Genomic DNA, 14713 nt, shown 5'->3' on the forward strand with positions numbered 1-14713 from the left:
GGAAACCGGTAATCTCCGATCGTCATGGTTCCGTCGGGATGAATGGCTGGGTATGTGACTGGGGTGCGGCACAGCGGTCCGTCGGCGGCCCGACGAGCGACCGGCCGGGCGCTGCTCGGCGTGGCCGCGGCGCTTGCCGTCGTGGCCCCGACCGCGGCAGTCGTGCCGGTCGCCGCGCCCACGAACGGTGGACAGCTCGCCGGCGCGCCGATGGCATTCGCCCCCGGTGACGCCGTCGCCCGCACCGACCAGGTCCGCGACGAGCAGTGGCAGCTCGACGAGTTGCAGGCCGAAACGGCGTGGCGCAGCTCGACCGGCCGGGGCGTGACGGTGGCGGTGGTCGACTCCGGAGTGGACGGCAACCATCCCGACCTGGTCGGTCAGGTGCTGCCCGGCAAGGACCTGGTCGGCCCCGGTGGCGCCCCGGGCCCGGATCCGGTGGGTCACGGCACGACCGTCGCCGGCCTGATCGCCGGGCGCAACGACGACAAGCGGGGCGTGGTCGGCCTCGCACCGGACGCCCGGATCCTGCCGGTCCGCGTGCTGGACGAGGAGAACCGTTACGACGACGCGCTGATCGTCGCCCAGGGCGTCCGCTGGGCGGTCGACAACGGCGCCCGTGTGATCAACCTGTCGTTGGGCGGCAGCGGTGACAGCCCCGCCCTGGCCGCCGCCCTGGACTACGCGTTCGTCCGGGACGTGGTCGTGGTCGCCTGCACCGGCAACCTGGCCACCTCCACCAGCACCAAGGTCTGGTACCCGGCTCGGGAGCCGGGTGTGATCGCGGTGTCCGGTCTCGAACGCAGCAGCGACAACCTGTGGTCCGGCTCGATCACCGGTCGGGCTACGGTGCTCACCGCTCCCGCCAGCGGCCTGGTCGGCGCCAAGCCTCCGGGCGGGTACTGGCGGGTGCAGGGCACCAGCTTCGCCGCGCCACTGGTGGCGGCGACCGCCGCGCTGGTCCGGTCCCGCTATCCGCAGATGCCCGCGGGTGAGGTGGTCAACCGGTTGTTGGCCACCGCCCGGGACCTGGGCCCGACCGGGCGGGACGACCGCTTCGGGTACGGGGTGGTCGATCCGGTCGCCGCGTTGACCGCTCAGGTGCCGCCGGTGACCGCCAACCCGTTGGACGACCAGACGTCGCCGGGCGTGACCGGTTTCGGTCCGGCGCCCGGCTCGGTCGACGACGATCCGGTGGCCGGGGCGGGCGCCGATCCACTCGGTCTCGCCGCATCCGGTCAGCAGAGCCGCTGGACGGCTCGGGCGGCGGGCGGTCAGGACACGTCCGCGCCGGAGCAACTGTGGGTCACCGTCGTGCTCATCGTCGCTCTGGTCAGCGGTGCGGCCCTGATGGTGCGCCGGCTGCGTCAGCGGCCCCGTTGACAGCGACCGCCCGGCAGGCCTGAGCGGCTGCCCGGCCGGGTAGAACGGACCCATGAGTACGCACCGGCCACCCACCCTCGCGCCCACCGGCCAGCCGTCCTGGCGGCACCGCCGATTCGACCCGGACCGCGCGCTGGGTCTGCGGCTCACCCTCGCCGCGATCGCGGCGTTCCTGGTGCTGGTGCCGTTCGCGCTGCTCACCCTGCTGGTGCTCGGCGTCTGGGCGCCGTTGCACCGGCTGGACACGGCGGTCACCGACGCGCTGCACAGCTACGCCCAGGATCACCCGGCCTGGGTCGCGCTGATGCGGGGCTGGACCGAGGTGTTCGCACCGATGCCACTGCGCGCCGTGGTCCTGCTCCTGGTGGTCTGGTTGCTGCGCCGGGGCGCCCGCCGGCTGGCCCTCTGGGCGGCCACCACAATGGTCGTCGGCGGGTTGGTCGGTCCGCTGCTCAAGTTGCTGGTCGGCCGGGACCGGCCGGAGTTGCTGGACCCGGTGGCCCGGGCCGCCGGCTACTCGTTCCCCTCCGGGCACGCGCTGAACGCCACCCTGGCCGCCGGGGTGCTGCTGCTGGTGCTCCTGCCCTACGCCGGGCGCGGGGTGGCGCGGGCCACGCTCTGGGTGGCGGCGGTCCTGCTCACAGTGGTGACCGGGCTGAGCAGGGTGACGCTGGGCGTGCACTTCACCAGCGACGTGGTGGGTGGATGGTTGCTCGGTGTGGCGGTGGTCGCTGCCACTACCGCCGCGTTCACCAGTTGGCGGGCCCACACCGGTCTTCGGCCGGTCCGGCCGACCCGCGACGGCGTGGCTCCCGAGGTCGAGCGGCAGCCGGGAGCGGCCTGAGGAGTGACGGCGAAGTCGGCCGGGTACTGGGCGACCCATGTCCGAGACCGTGGTCCAGATCGTCCGGCGGGTGCTGCTGCCGGTGTCCCTCCTGCTGGGGCTCATGGTGCTGCTCGGGGTGCTGGTCACCCGGGTGTTCGCCGGTAGCTGGCCGTTCACCGTCGAGGACGCGGTGAACCGGGAGTTGGCCGCCGACCGCACCGGCGGCTGGAACGACGTCTCGCTGGTGTTCAGCACGCTGGCCAGCACCCAGATGATCGTCGTGGTCACCGTGCTGGTGGCGTTGGCGCTACGGCTCTGGCTGAAGCGCTGGCGCGAGCCGCTGTTCCTGTGCGCGGCGGTGACCGCCCAGGCACTGGTGTTCCTTCTGACCACGCTGGCGATCGACCGACGGCGGCCGGCGGTGGAGCACATGGACGTCTCGCCGCCCACGTCGAGCTTTCCGTCCGGGCACACCTCGGCGGCGGTGGCGCTCTACGTCGGCATCGCCGTGCTGCTGGCGCTGCGGGCACGGAGCACCGGCGCGAAGGTCGCCTGGTGGACGCTGCTGCTGACGGTGCCGCTGGGCGTGGCGCTGACCCGGATGTACCGGGGCATGCACCACCCGAGCGACGTGGTGGCGTCCTTCGTCAACGGCGGCACCTGCGTCGCGATCATGGCCCGTGCCGTGCTGGACCGAGGGCTGCGGTGGAGTCGGGCAAAGCTGCCGGCCGTCGGGCGTCCCGCCCCGGCTCAAGGCTGAGCCGACCTCACGGCGACGCTCAGGTGCACTCGCCGGTGCCGACCTGCCTGTTGCGCTCGGCACCGGCCAACGCCACCGGGCGGGCCTCGGCCGCCGTCACGGCGAAGCCGGTGTTCGGGTCGTCGGACGCCGCCGCGAAGATCACACCGAGCACCAGGCCGTTGGCGGAGAGCAGCGGGCCCCCCGAGTTGCCGCTGCGGACCAGCGCCCGGATCGTGTAGATCTCCCGGGTCACCTCGTTGGACGAGTAGATGTCCGGGCCCTTGATCCGGTCGACGTCCCGGACCCGCGCCGACTGCGCGTTGTACGGGCCGTCGAGCGGGAAACCGAGAACTATCGCGTCGGAGCCACTGCCCGCGTTGCCGGCGGCGAACCGCAGGGACGGGCCGGGCAGCCCGGGTACGAGCAGCACCGCCAGATCCCGGCTCGGGTCGTAGACCACCACCTTGCCGTCGTACCGCTCGCCGCCCAGCTCCACGGCGACCGAACGGGTGCCGGCCACCACGTGCGCGTTGGTCATCACCCGGTCGTCCGCGTACACGAAGCCGGAACCCTCGATCCGGCGTGAGCAGCTGGGCGCGGAGCCGAGCACCTTCACGACCGACTGTCGACCGCTGAGCACCACCTGCGAGCCGGCCAGTGCCGGGTCCGGCGGGTCGACCTGCCGGGCCCGGGTGGGCGCGAGGTCACCGAAGACGTCCGGGAACCCGTCGGTGTCGACGGTGTCCTCCAGCGCCGTGGACAGCCGGTGTGCCTGCTCCGGCAGGACCTGGTTGACCACCGTGATCAACGCGCTGTTGCGGACCGAGGCGGCAAGCCAGGGCACCGACGACGAGCCGAGCGGCACGGCGACCAGCCAGGCGAGCAGGAGCACCGCGAACAGCGAGACGAGCGCCCCGCCGACGTCGTCGGCCCGTCTGCCCACGTCGCTGGTGATCGTCTTGCGCAGGTGCGAGCCGAGCCAACCGGCGAGGGCCTGCCCGACCACCGCCAGCCCGAAGATGGCCACCAGCGAGATCAGCACACGGGTGCCGGCGTCCACGAACTGTCTGGCGAACAGCGGCCCGAGCTGGAGACCCAGCAGCAGACCCAGGAAGAAGCCGGACAACGAGGTGACGCCGATGACGAAACCCTGGCGGTATCCGCTGATCGCGAACACGAGCATGAGCAGCAGCAGGACGAGATCCACGACGGACACGGCTCAAGCGTACGGGCAGTGTGCCCGCCGGATGACCATCGCTTGCGGATGGTGACCGTGCGGTCAGCGCAGGGCGCTCTCGTCAGCCTCGTCGGTGCCGGCGGACGGGGCCGGTGTCGCCCGGGTCGACGGAAGCTCCACCACCCGGTCGTGCGACCACGGGCGGGCCCAGCCGCCCATCTCGAGCAGGGTGGCGAGCACCCCGGCGGTGAAGCCCCAGACGAGCATCCCGCGCGCCGAGAACGCCGGCCCGATCCAGCCGCTCGGGTGCCGGACCCGCAGTCGGTTGGCCGGGTCGACCAGCTCGCTGACCGGCAGGCGGGCGACGTGTGCCACCTCGGCCGGCTCCCGTGGGTGCACCGGGTGCGGGTCGTGCCACCAGGCCAGCACCGGCGTGACCACGAAGTCGCTGACCGGGATCCACAGTTTCGGCAGCTCGGCCAGCACTGTGACGCTGGCCGGGTCGAGGCCGACCTCCTCGTTCGCCTCCCGCAGGGCGGTGGCGCGGACGTCGGCGTCCTCCGGGTCGGCCGCACCCCCGGGAAAGGCGGGCTGGCCGGCGTGGTTGCGGAGGGTGGCGGCGCGTTGCAGGACCAGCACGTCCGGGCCCGCGCCGGGCTGCTCGCCGAGCAGCACCAGTACGGCGCTCTCCCGACCGCCCTCGGTCGGCGTGGTCAGCCGGGTGAAGTCCTCGGCGCGAGCGGTGCCCAGCCGGGTCAGCAACGGATCGATCCAGGCGGGTGGCCGACGGGTCACGCCGGCACCGCCAGGCCGAGGTGCTGGCGGACCAGCTCGGCGAGCCTGGTGTCGTCGAGAGCGCCACTGGCGTCGATGTGCCGGACCTGACCGTCGCCGTCGACGAAGAGGGTCAGCGGAATGGCGTTGCGCTTCAGCTCGCGCTGTAGCGCCTCGCCCTGGTCCACCAGGATCGGGAACCGGACGCCGAAGTCCTCACCGATGGACTGGGCGCCGCCCCGGCTGTCCCGACTGTTGACCCCGATCACCTGGAGCTTGCCGGTGGCCCGTTCGCTGAGGCGCTGGAAGGCGGGTAGCTCCTTGCGACACGGCGGGCACCAGGAGGCCCACACGTTGATCACCGCCGGCCCGGCCACCTCCCGCAGCACGACGGGGGCGCCGCCGGTGAAGCAGGAGAGCGTCAGCTCCGGCAGCACCGACCCGCCGGCGGCGCGGGTCGTCGGGCCAGTCGTGACGGAGGCCGTCGGGCTTGCGCCGGGCGACGCCGGGGTCGCCGTGCCGGGGCCGGACGACGTTGCCGTGGGTGCCGTGCTCAGCGTCGAGCAGTCCCGGAACGGCGATGGTCGTTCAGCGGCGGCCGGGCGGGGGGCCGGATCGTCGTCGGCAGTGCCGCTGGTGCAACCGGTGACCGCCAGCAGCAGCGGCAGGACGGCGATAGCGAGGCGGCGGTTCACGGCACCTCCGCAGCGACCGCCTGCGCGGGCACCAGATCCGGGTCGACCCCGGCCGCCACCGCGAGGTCGCGCGCCCGAGGGCCCTTGAGCAGCTTGGCGGCGGCGGCCGGCTCGGTCGGGCCGGTGCCGTACGAAGGGCAGAGCTTCGCGAGCGTGCACGCGCCGCAGGCCGGCTTGCGGGCGTGGCAGACCCGTCGCCCGTGGAAGATGATCCGGTGCGAGAGCATGGTCCAGTCGCGCTTGTCGTACAGCGCGCCGACCGCGTGCTCGATCTTGACCGGGTCGGTCTCGGTGGTGAGCCGCCACCGGTGGACCAGCCGCTGGAAGTGCGTGTCGACCGTGATGCCCGGGACGTCGAAGGCGTTGCCCAGGATCACGTTGGCGGTCTTGCGGCCGATGCCGGGGAGCGTCACCAGGTCGACGAGCCGCCCCGGGACCCTGCCGTCGTACCGGTCGAGGAGTGCCTGACCGAGCTTGAGCAGTGAGTCGGTCTTGTTGCGATAGAAGCCGGTGGGCCGGATCAACTCCTCCATCTCGCCCCGGTCGGCGCCCGCGTACGCGGCAGCGCTCGGGTAGCGGGCGAAGAGCTTCGGGGTGACCTCGTTGACCTTCTTGTCCGTGCACTGGGCGGACAGGATCGTGGCGACGGCCAACTCCAGGGCGTTGGAGTGGTCCAGCTCACAATGCGCGTCGGGATGCGTCTCGGCCAGCACCCGGCCGATCTTGCGAGCACGGCGTTTGCGCCCGAGATCGGTCTCGCTGGCACCGGGAGGGCTACTGGTCACGACGGTCAGCCTACGTCGCACCCCGGACGTTCCCCGTCGGGTCAGCCGGCGGTCGGCGCGGTGATCTTCCCCTGCCCGTCGAGGCGAGCGCCGCCCTTCGGAAAGTCGGCGCGACTCAACTCGGTGACCAGGCCCAGACCCCGGTCGTCCGGGTCCATGGTCGGCTTGCCGGCGGAGTTCATGTACGTGGAGGTGAACGAGCCGCCGGCCCAGCTGCCGTCCGGCTTGAGCGACACCTTCAGCACCCCGCCCCAGCCGAGGCGGCCGGCGTTGCTCAGCGAGTTGCCGCCGCCGGCGAAATTGCCCAGGCTGTACGCGATCAGGCGGCCCTTGTAGAACTCCATGCCGCGCAGCACGTGCGGGCCATGCCCGACGATCAGGTCGGCGCCGGCGTCGATCATCGCGTGCGAGAACTTCACCGGATCGCCCCGGTTCTCGCCCAGGAACATCTCGGTGCCCGGCTTCACCCGGGTCTTGTCGACACCCTCGCCACCCATGTGCACCTGCACCACGACCAGGTCGGCCATGGTGGCGGCCTTGGCGACCACCGCCTTGGCCTTGTCGATGTCGACGAGGCTGTTGGACCAGACGTACGACGAGAACCCGGCGACGGCGACCTTGACGCCCTTGACCTCCACCACGGTGATCTCGTTCGGTGCGCCGGTGTGCTCCAGGTCGTACTTCTTCAGCGCCTTCTGGGTGTTCTCGTAGCCCTTGGGCCCGTAGTCGTAGCCATGGTTGTTGGCCTGGTTGAGCACGTCGAACCCGGCGTCGCGCAGGTGGGCGGCGTACTCCGGCGGGGCGCGGAACTGGAAGCAGCGGGTGGAGTTCGCTCCGCACTTGCCGGTGCCCGTGTCGACCGTCAGCGGCTCCTCCAGGTTGCCCATCACCAGGTCGGCCTTGAGCGCGTCGGTGACCGAGTTGAAGAAGCCCTTACCGCCGGCGGCGGGCAGCCGACTGGGCGCGTTGCCCATGATGATGTCGCCGGTGGCGGAGAGCGAGATCGCGCCACCCTGACCGGAACCGGTGGCCTTCGGGCCGGTCGTGGATACCGGCGCGCCGGTGCCACCACCTCCCGCGCCGGGCTGCCAGACGGGTGCCTCACCACCGGGGTCGGCACAGCCGGCCACGAGGAGGGCGGCCAGCAGCGCGGCGAGGCCGAGGGCGACGCGGCGGCGCGGGCGGGACGCGAGGGGGGCGGGAGCGTACATCGCCCGCGACCCTACCGGTCGTTAAACGCGCCAACGACAGCCGATCGGTTGGACTTCGCGTCCGTGAGCTGGTCGGACCACGGCACGACCGGCCGGGATCCACCGGCGAGCACCGCCGCGTGCACCGCTCGGGCGAGAGGGGCGCCCCAGGTGGAACGCGGCCCGCCGTACGCGGCCTCCGGCCCGTCCACCGGGCAGAGCACCGTGACCGCGTCGGTGGGCGTACCGGTCCCCGGCAACCCCAGCTCGGCGATGGCCTGGGTCTTCGCCTCGGTTGCCGTGGACACCGCGTTGACCAGCGCCGAGTCGGCGAGCCGGGCCGGCACGTACACCACGATGTTGACGGTGCCGACGCGTGGGCTGAGCGCGGCCGACGTCGGCGCGGCAGCGGGCACCGGCGTGCCGAGCCCGACCGTGGCCCAGGCCCGCACCCCGGCGTCGCTACGCGCCACCACCTCGGCCACATCGACGCCGGTCAGCAGACCGATCCCGGGCCCGTCGAGGGTCAGCTCGGCGGCGAGCGAGGCCAGGTGCGCCGCGGGGTCCTCCCGGTCGTACGACATCGGGACCGTCGCGTTCACGACCCACCGCCGGACCCCGATGCCACCGCCCAGCGGGGCACTGCTGGCCGCCCGCAGGGGCACCTCCGCGCGCCAGACGAGCAGCGGGACGTGCCGCCCGTCCTCGGCGCGGCTGGTCAGGGTCGGCTCGCTCAGCACGTCGGGCAGGTTACGCCTACCGATCACGATTCCAGGGGCGACCTCTGATTCGTGCTCACGTGCGCCTAGACTTGGCGGCGCGCGAGGGGATCAGCGGACGGCGGCCCCGGCCGACGGACGGCACGCGCAACCGGAGGTGCGCAATGGACGAGGTACTGGCCCGCAGCGGGATCTTCCAGGGTGTCGACCCGGAAGCTGCCGAGGCGCTTGCCAAGGAGATGGAGACGATCGAGGTCCGCAAGGGCGAGATCGTCTTCAATGAGGGCGAGCCCGGTGACAGCCTCTACATCCTGCTGTCCGGGAAGATCAAGGTTGGTCGCCGCGCAGCGGACGGCCGACAGAACCTCATCGCGGTGATGGGGCCGTCGGACATGGTCGGTGAGCTGTCGCTCTTCGACCCGGGTCCGCGTACGGCGACCGCCACCGCGGTGACCGACACCCGGCTGGTGCGGCTGCGTAAGCAGGCGCTGCGGCCGTGGCTCAACAACCGCCCGGAGATCGCCGAGCAGCTGCTGCGGGTGCTCGCCCGGCGGCTGCGCCGGACCAACGACTCTCTCGCCGACCTGATCTTCACGGACGTGCCGGGCCGGGTCGCCAAGAACCTGCTCCAGATGGCGGGCCGCTTCGGCACCCGCGACGGCGGCGTTCTGCGGGTGACCCACGACCTCACCCAGGAGGAGATCGCCCAGCTCGTCGGCGCCTCCCGGGAGACCGTCAACAAGGCGCTGGCCGACTTCGCCTCGCGCGGCTGGCTGAGGCTGGACGGCAAGAGCATCATCATCCTGGACCCGGAGCGCCTGGCCCGCCGCGCCCGCGTCTGAGCAGCAACAACGCGTCCCCGCCTGCCGTCACCGGCCGCAGGCGGGGACGTCTGCCGTCTGCCTGGCGCAGAATCGCTGGCCTCGGCGGATGCCAGCGGTCAGGGTGGGGCCATGGTGAATCGAGTCGCCGTGCTCTCCGACATCCATGGCGTCCTGCCGGCGCTGGAGGCCGTCCTGGCCGAGCCGGACGTGGCCGCCGCCGATCTGATCGTGCTCACCGGTGACATTGCTGCCGGCCCGCAGCCGGTCGAGGTGCTGGACGTGCTCGCCGGCCTGGGCGAGCGGGTGTGCTGGGTCGGCGGCAACTGCGAGCGCGAGCTGGTCGAGGCCCGGGCTGGTCGGCCGGCGTCGATCGAGGTGTCGAACTGGGCCGCCGGGCAACTGCGCGACGACCAGGTGGCCCGGCTCGCCGCACTGCCGACGACGGCGACGCTGGACATCGACGGCCTCGGGCGGACGCTGTTCTGCCACGCGACGCCCCGCGACGACGAGGAGGTCGTGCTCGTCGACTCCCGGATGGCGCGCTGGGCTGAGGTGTTCGACGGTCTTCCCCCCGAGGTTTCCACGGTGGTCTGCGGCCACACACACATGCCCTTCACCCGGCTGGTCGATCGGCGCCTGGTCGTCAATCCGGGCAGCATCGGGATGCCGTACGGGGGCGCGGGCGCGTGGTGGGCGCTGCTCGGGCCGGGCGTCCAACTACGCCGCACCGCTTTCGACGTGGACGCGGCCTGCGCCCGGGTGGCGGCCGAGTCGGCCTTCCCCGACGCTGCCGCCTGGGCCGACGAGTACCTGCGCTCCCAGCACAGCGACGCCGACGCGCTGACCGTCTTCGGCCCCCGTGACGGCCGCTGAGCCCGGCAACGCCCGGTGGCCGCCCGAGAGTGACCGCCGGAGGTGACCGCCCGGAGGTGACTCCCCGAGGGTGACCGCCCGAGGGTGTCCGCCGCGTACCGTGGGTCAGGTTCCCTTTCGAGCTGAATCGTTTGCGGCATCAGCGGAGCCCGGTCGACTGATCAGGTCGATGGGTGATTCGTTCACGGCATCAGCTCCATAGCGAGCCTTCAGCGACTGCTACGGCCGCTGCGGCCGCCACGACCGGCGAGGCACCGCGAAAGCGCGAAGCACCGCGAATGCTGCGCATGGGCGCGCGTCGGGGTCAGCGAGCGCGGGCCGGGCTCAGGCGAGGGCGCGGCGCGCATCGATCCCGACCGGACCACCCCCAAAAAAGTCAGGCTTGACTGTTTGTTTCGGAGGCAGCAGGCTGTTGGCGTGCCCACCGCATCGACGCGCGTCCCTCAGCAGGAACGCAGCCGCGCCACCCAGGCCCGACTGCTGGAGGCGACCGTCGACTGTCTGATCGAGCACGGCTGGTCCGGCACCACGACCACCGTCGTCGCGGCGCGGGCCGGTGTCTCGCGTGGGGCACAGCTGCACCACTATCCGACGAAGGCGGCGCTGGTGACGGCCGCCGTGGCCCATCTGGCCGAGCGCCGGGCCGACGAGTTGCGTACCGAGGCCGAGGCGTTGCCGGCTGGCCCGCAGCGGTTGGACCGGGTCGTCGACCTGCTCGCCGTGGCGTTCACCGGCCCACTGTTCGTGGCCGCGCTCGAGCTCTGGGTCGCCGCCCGTACCGATCGGGAGCTGCGGGACGCCCTGGTGCCGCTGGAGGCGACGGTCGGGCGGGAGATGCACCGGCTCACCGTCGCCCTCCTCGGTGTCGACGAGCGTCGACCCGGTGTCCGCGAAGCGGTGCAGGCCACGCTCGACCTGCTCCGTGGGCTCGGGGTGGCCAACCTGCTCAGCGACGACTCCACCCGCCGGGCCGCCCTGTTGACCACCTGGAAGCGCCAGCTCGCCACCCTGCTCACGCCCTGACCGCCGGCCGCACCGGCCACCACCGACCGGAGGCACCATGGTCGACCTCAGCGACCTGCTCACCGACCTGGCCGACGAGTCCGCCCAGCTGGACGCCCTGGTTGCGCCACTGCCCGTGGTCGACTGGGCGAGGCCGACCCCCGCGCCGGGCTGGAGCATCGGGCATCAGATCGCCCACCTCGCCTGGACCGACCACGTCGCGCTGTTGGCCGCGACCGATGCCGAGGCGTTCTACGCGACGGTCGCCACCGCGACGGACGTGACCCGACTTGTCGATGTCGGCGCCGACGAGTTCCTCGCCCCGCCGGCCGACCTGCTGGCCCGTTGGCGGGCCGGGCGAACCGCGCTCGTCGACGCACTGGCCGCCGTCCCGGCCGGCGGCAAACTGGCCTGGTACGGCACCCGGATGTCGGCCACCTCGATGGCCACCGCCCGGATCATGGAGACCTGGGCGCACGGCGCGGACGTGGCCGACGCCCTCGGCGTGGTCCGCCCCGACAGCGACCGGCTCCGGCACGTGGCGCACCTGGGCGTGCGTACCCTCGGGCACGGTTTCGCCGCGCACGGCCGGGAGGCACCGGCGGCGCCGGTCCGGGTCGAGCTGGTCGGGCCCGGCGGCGACACCTGGAGCTGGGGTCCGGCGGACGCCATCGACCGGGTCACCGGTCCGGCTCGGGACTTCTGCCTGCTGGTCACCCAACGCCGGCACCGCGCGGACCTCGCTCTGGTCGCCACCGGGCCGGTCGCCGACGAATGGCTCGACGTGGCGCAGGCCTTCGCCGGGCCGCCGGGTGACGGCCGGCAGCCCGCCGGCGGGATCGGGGTACGGGCATGATCCGCATCGGCAACGCCTCCGGCTTCTACGGCGACCGGTTCACCGCCTGGCGGGAAATGCTCGACGGCGGTGAGCTGGACGTGCTGACCGGCGACTACCTCGCTGAGTTGACCATGCTGATCCTGGCTCGGGACCGTGTGCGCGACGCCGAGCTGGGCTACGCGAAGACGTTCCTGCGGCAACTGGAGACCTGCCTCGGCACCGCCCTCGACCGAGGGGTGCGGATCGTGACGAACGCCGGTGGGCTGAACCCTGCCGGCCTGGCCGCCGCCATCGAGAAGCTCGCCGACCGGCTCGGGCTACCCACCCAGGTCGGGTACGTCGAGGGCGACGCGATCCAACGACCGGACGCGTTGAGCGCGAACGCCTACCTCGGCGCGTTCGGGATCGCCGCCTGCCTGGACGCCGGCGCGGACGTGGTGGTCACCGGCCGGGTCACCGACGCGTCGCTGGTGGTCGGCCCGGCCATCGCCCGGTACGGGTGGGGCCGCGACGACCTCGACGAGCTGGCCGGGGCAACCGTCGCGGGGCACCTCGTCGAGTGCGGCGCGCAGGTCACCGGCGGCAACTTCAGCTTCTTCACCGAGCTGCCCGACGGCGGGCACCGGCCCGGTTTCCCCATCGCCGAGGTGCACCCCGACGGCTCGACGGTGCTCACCAAACATCCCGGCACCGGTGGCGCGGTCACCGTGGAGACGGTCACCGCCCAACTGCTCTACGAGGTCGGTGGGCCGTCGTACCTCGGGCCGGACGTGGTCACCCGACTCGACACTGTGACGCTGCACCCCGACGGGGCGGACCGGGTCCGGGTCTCCGGCGTACGGGGCACCCCGCCCCCGTCCACGTTGAAGCTGGGCGTCAACAACCTCGGCGGTTTCCGCAACTCGATGACGTTCGTCCTGTGCGGCCTGCAGATCGAGGAGAAGGCGGCCCTGGTCCGGGGGCAGGTCGAGGAGGCGGTGGGCAAGGATGGGCTGGAGTTCACCCTCGCGCGGACCGACCATCCGGACGCCGTCGACACCGAGGCGGCCAGCGCCCTGCTGCACGTACACCTGCGCGACGGCGACAAGGCGCGGGCCGGGCGGGCGTTCTCGGCCGCCGCCGTGGAGTTGGCCCTGGCCTCGTACCCGGGCTGCACGCTGACCACCCTGCCCGGTGACGCGACACCGTACGGCGTCTTCATCGCCGAGGCGGTGCCGCAGGACGCGGTGGCGCACGTCGCCGTGCTGCCCGGTGGCGAGCGGGTGCCGATCGCCCCACCGACCCGCACCGCCCCCGTTGCGCCGGACGGATCGGCCCCGGGTGCCGAGGCTGCGATCGACGGCCCGACCCGACGCGGGGCGCTCGGCGAGGTGGTCGGCGCACGCTCCGGGGACAAGGCCGGGGACGCCAACCTCGGTGTCTGGGCGCGTTCCGACGCCGGGTACGCGTGGCTGCGGACCTGGCTGACAGTCGACCGGCTGGCCGAGCTGGTGCCGGAGACCGCCCCGCTGTCGGTGCGGCGCTACGAGTTGTCGAACCTGCGCGCCGTCAACTTCGTGATCGAGGGCCTGCTCGGTGCCGGGGTGGCCGCGTCCACCCGGTTCGACCCGCAGGCCAAGGCGCTCGGCGAGCTGCTGCGCGCCCGGATCGTCGACCTGCCGGCCGACCTTCCGACGGGGGCACCGCGATGAGCATCGTGGACACCCCGGAGCGCCGGCAACTACGCGAGCTGACCCGGGCGTTCGTGACCCGGGAGGTGTTGCCGCACCTGGACGACTGGGAGCGGGCCGGCGAGGTCCCACGGGCGCTGCACGCGACCGCCGCGAAGCTCGGCCTGCTCGGCGTCGGCTTTCCGGAGTCGGTGGGTGGCAGCGGCGGGGACCTGCTCGACTCGATCATCGTGACCGAGGAGCTGATCCGCTCCGGCGGCTCGTCGGGGCTGGTGGCGGCCCTGTTCACGCACGGGATCGCGTTACCGCACATGGTCGCGGCGGCCGGTGCCCGCACCGGTGGCTCGCTGGGCGGTCGGCTCGGCGGCACCGCGTCCCCAGCCGACGACAGCCTGATCGAGCGGTACGTGCGGCCCACACTGTCCGGCACGATGATCGGCGCGCTGGCCATCACCGAGCCGGGCGGTGGTTCGGACGTGGCCGGCATCCGCACCACCGCCCGCCGCGACGGCGACCACTACGTGGTGAACGGGTCGAAGACGTACATCACCAGCGGGCACCGGGCCGACTTCGTGACCACCGCGGTGTGTACCGACTTCCCCGGCAGCGGTGAACTCACCCTGCTGGTCATCGACAAGGGGTCGCCCGGGTTCACAGTGGGACGCCGGTTGGAGAAGCTGGGCTGGCACTGCTCGGACACCGCCGAGTTGTCCTTCGCCGACGTGCGGGTGCCGGTCGCCAACCGGATCGGCGCGGAGAACACCGGCTTTCTGGCGATCATGCAGCACTTCGCCGCGGAACGGTTGTCGCTGGCGACCCAGGCGTACGCGACGGCGCAGCGCTGTGTCGAGTTGGCGGTGCGCTGGTGCCGGGACCGGGAGACCTTCGGGCGTCCGCTGGCCAGCCGGCAGTTGATCCGGCACCGGTTGGCCGAGATGCACACCCGGGCCGAGGCAGCCCGGTCGTACGTGCACGGGGTCGCGGGTCGGGTCGCGGCCGGCGAGCCGGTCGTGACCGAGGTGGCGATGGCGAAGAACGTGGCGGTGGCCGCCTGCGACCACGTCGTCGACCAGGCATTGCAGCTGCACGGCGGGTTCGGCTACCTGCGCGACGCCGAGGTGGAGCGGCACTACCGCGACGCGCGGATCCTCGGCATCGGCGGCGGCACCACCGAGATCATGAACGAGATCATCGCGAAAGGCATGGGTCTGTGAG

Annotated in this window: 15 protein-coding genes; 9 read left to right on the forward strand and 6 right to left on the reverse strand. The window is 72.7% G+C overall.

Going from position 1 to position 14713, the window contains the following annotated elements; translation table 11 throughout:
- Positions 1 to 42 precede the first annotated feature (42 nt).
- From mycP to AB0877_RS26580, 3 genes are read left to right on the forward strand one after another with little or no spacing between them, the layout of a single operon-like run.
- Positions 43 to 1383 (forward strand): type VII secretion-associated serine protease mycosin, encoded by a 1341-nt coding sequence (mycP, locus tag AB0877_RS26570; protein ID WP_366612248.1) that lies wholly within the window; start codon positions 43 to 45, stop codon positions 1381 to 1383.
- 52 nt (positions 1384 to 1435) lie between these two features.
- The gene (locus tag AB0877_RS26575) at positions 1436 to 2227 is read left to right on the forward strand and encodes a phosphatase PAP2 family protein (protein ID WP_366612250.1); all 792 of its coding nucleotides are present in this window, start codon (positions 1436 to 1438) and stop codon (positions 2225 to 2227) included.
- A 37-nt stretch (positions 2228 to 2264) separates the two neighbouring features.
- Positions 2265 to 2969, forward strand: coding sequence for a phosphatase PAP2 family protein (locus AB0877_RS26580; protein ID WP_366612252.1), 705 nt, complete (start codon positions 2265 to 2267; stop codon positions 2967 to 2969).
- Between the two features lie 19 nt (positions 2970 to 2988).
- Here the strand turns inward: AB0877_RS26580 and AB0877_RS26585 are convergent, their stop codons facing one another.
- From AB0877_RS26585 to AB0877_RS26610, 6 genes are all read right to left on the reverse strand, one after another.
- On the reverse strand, positions 2989 to 4167 hold the full coding sequence (locus AB0877_RS26585) for a MarP family serine protease (protein WP_366612254.1): 1179 nt from the start codon (positions 4165 to 4167) through the stop codon (positions 2989 to 2991).
- Positions 4168 to 4230: 63 nt separating this feature from the next.
- Positions 4231 to 4923: a CoA pyrophosphatase gene (locus tag AB0877_RS26590; RefSeq protein ID WP_366612256.1), complete on the reverse strand. Its 693-nt coding sequence runs from the start codon at positions 4921 to 4923 to the stop codon at positions 4231 to 4233.
- Positions 4920 to 5597: a redoxin family protein gene (locus AB0877_RS26595; RefSeq protein ID WP_366612258.1), complete on the reverse strand. Its 678-nt coding sequence runs from the start codon at positions 5595 to 5597 to the stop codon at positions 4920 to 4922. The genes AB0877_RS26590 and AB0877_RS26595 overlap by 4 nt, the downstream gene beginning before the upstream one ends.
- Positions 5594 to 6382: an endonuclease III gene (gene nth / locus AB0877_RS26600; protein WP_366612259.1), complete on the reverse strand. Its 789-nt coding sequence runs from the start codon at positions 6380 to 6382 to the stop codon at positions 5594 to 5596. The genes AB0877_RS26595 and nth overlap by 4 nt, the downstream gene beginning before the upstream one ends.
- 41 nt (positions 6383 to 6423) lie before the next feature.
- Positions 6424 to 7593: a CapA family protein gene (locus AB0877_RS26605; protein WP_366612261.1), complete on the reverse strand. Its 1170-nt coding sequence runs from the start codon at positions 7591 to 7593 to the stop codon at positions 6424 to 6426.
- Positions 7594 to 7604: 11 nt separating this feature from the next.
- Entirely contained in the window at positions 7605 to 8312 is a 708-nt protein-coding gene (locus AB0877_RS26610) for an adenosylcobinamide amidohydrolase (RefSeq protein ID WP_366612263.1), read from the reverse strand.
- 143 nt (positions 8313 to 8455) lie between these two features.
- On the opposite strand from AB0877_RS26610, the gene AB0877_RS26615 reads away from it, so the two are divergent.
- The 6 genes from AB0877_RS26615 (at position 8456) to AB0877_RS26640 (ending at position 14712) form a co-directional block, all read left to right on the forward strand.
- Entirely contained in the window at positions 8456 to 9133 is a 678-nt protein-coding gene (locus AB0877_RS26615) for a Crp/Fnr family transcriptional regulator (protein WP_007466162.1), read from the forward strand.
- Between the two features lie 111 nt (positions 9134 to 9244).
- On the forward strand, positions 9245 to 9988 hold the full coding sequence (locus tag AB0877_RS26620) for a metallophosphoesterase family protein (protein WP_366612264.1): 744 nt from the start codon (positions 9245 to 9247) through the stop codon (positions 9986 to 9988).
- A 417-nt stretch (positions 9989 to 10405) separates the two neighbouring features.
- Positions 10406 to 11011, forward strand: a complete 606-nt coding sequence (locus AB0877_RS26625) for a TetR/AcrR family transcriptional regulator (RefSeq protein ID WP_196929148.1) — start codon at positions 10406 to 10408, stop codon at positions 11009 to 11011.
- A gap of 37 nt (positions 11012 to 11048) precedes the next feature.
- Entirely contained in the window at positions 11049 to 11846 is a 798-nt protein-coding gene (locus AB0877_RS26630) for a TIGR03084 family metal-binding protein (protein WP_366612265.1), read from the forward strand.
- Positions 11843 to 13519 carry an acyclic terpene utilization AtuA family protein gene (locus AB0877_RS26635; RefSeq protein WP_366612267.1) on the forward strand — a complete coding sequence of 559 codons (1677 nt, stop codon included), beginning with the start codon at positions 11843 to 11845 and terminating at the stop codon, positions 13517 to 13519. The genes AB0877_RS26630 and AB0877_RS26635 overlap by 4 nt, the downstream gene beginning before the upstream one ends.
- On the forward strand, positions 13516 to 14712 hold the full coding sequence (locus AB0877_RS26640; protein WP_366612269.1) for an acyl-CoA dehydrogenase family protein: 1197 nt from the start codon (positions 13516 to 13518) through the stop codon (positions 14710 to 14712). The genes AB0877_RS26635 and AB0877_RS26640 overlap by 4 nt, the downstream gene beginning before the upstream one ends.
- The last annotated feature ends 1 nt before the right edge of the window (position 14713 follow it).

Source organism: Micromonospora sp. NPDC047644, assembly GCF_040704315.1.
Classification (GTDB): Bacteria; Actinomycetota; Actinomycetes; order Mycobacteriales; family Micromonosporaceae; genus Micromonospora.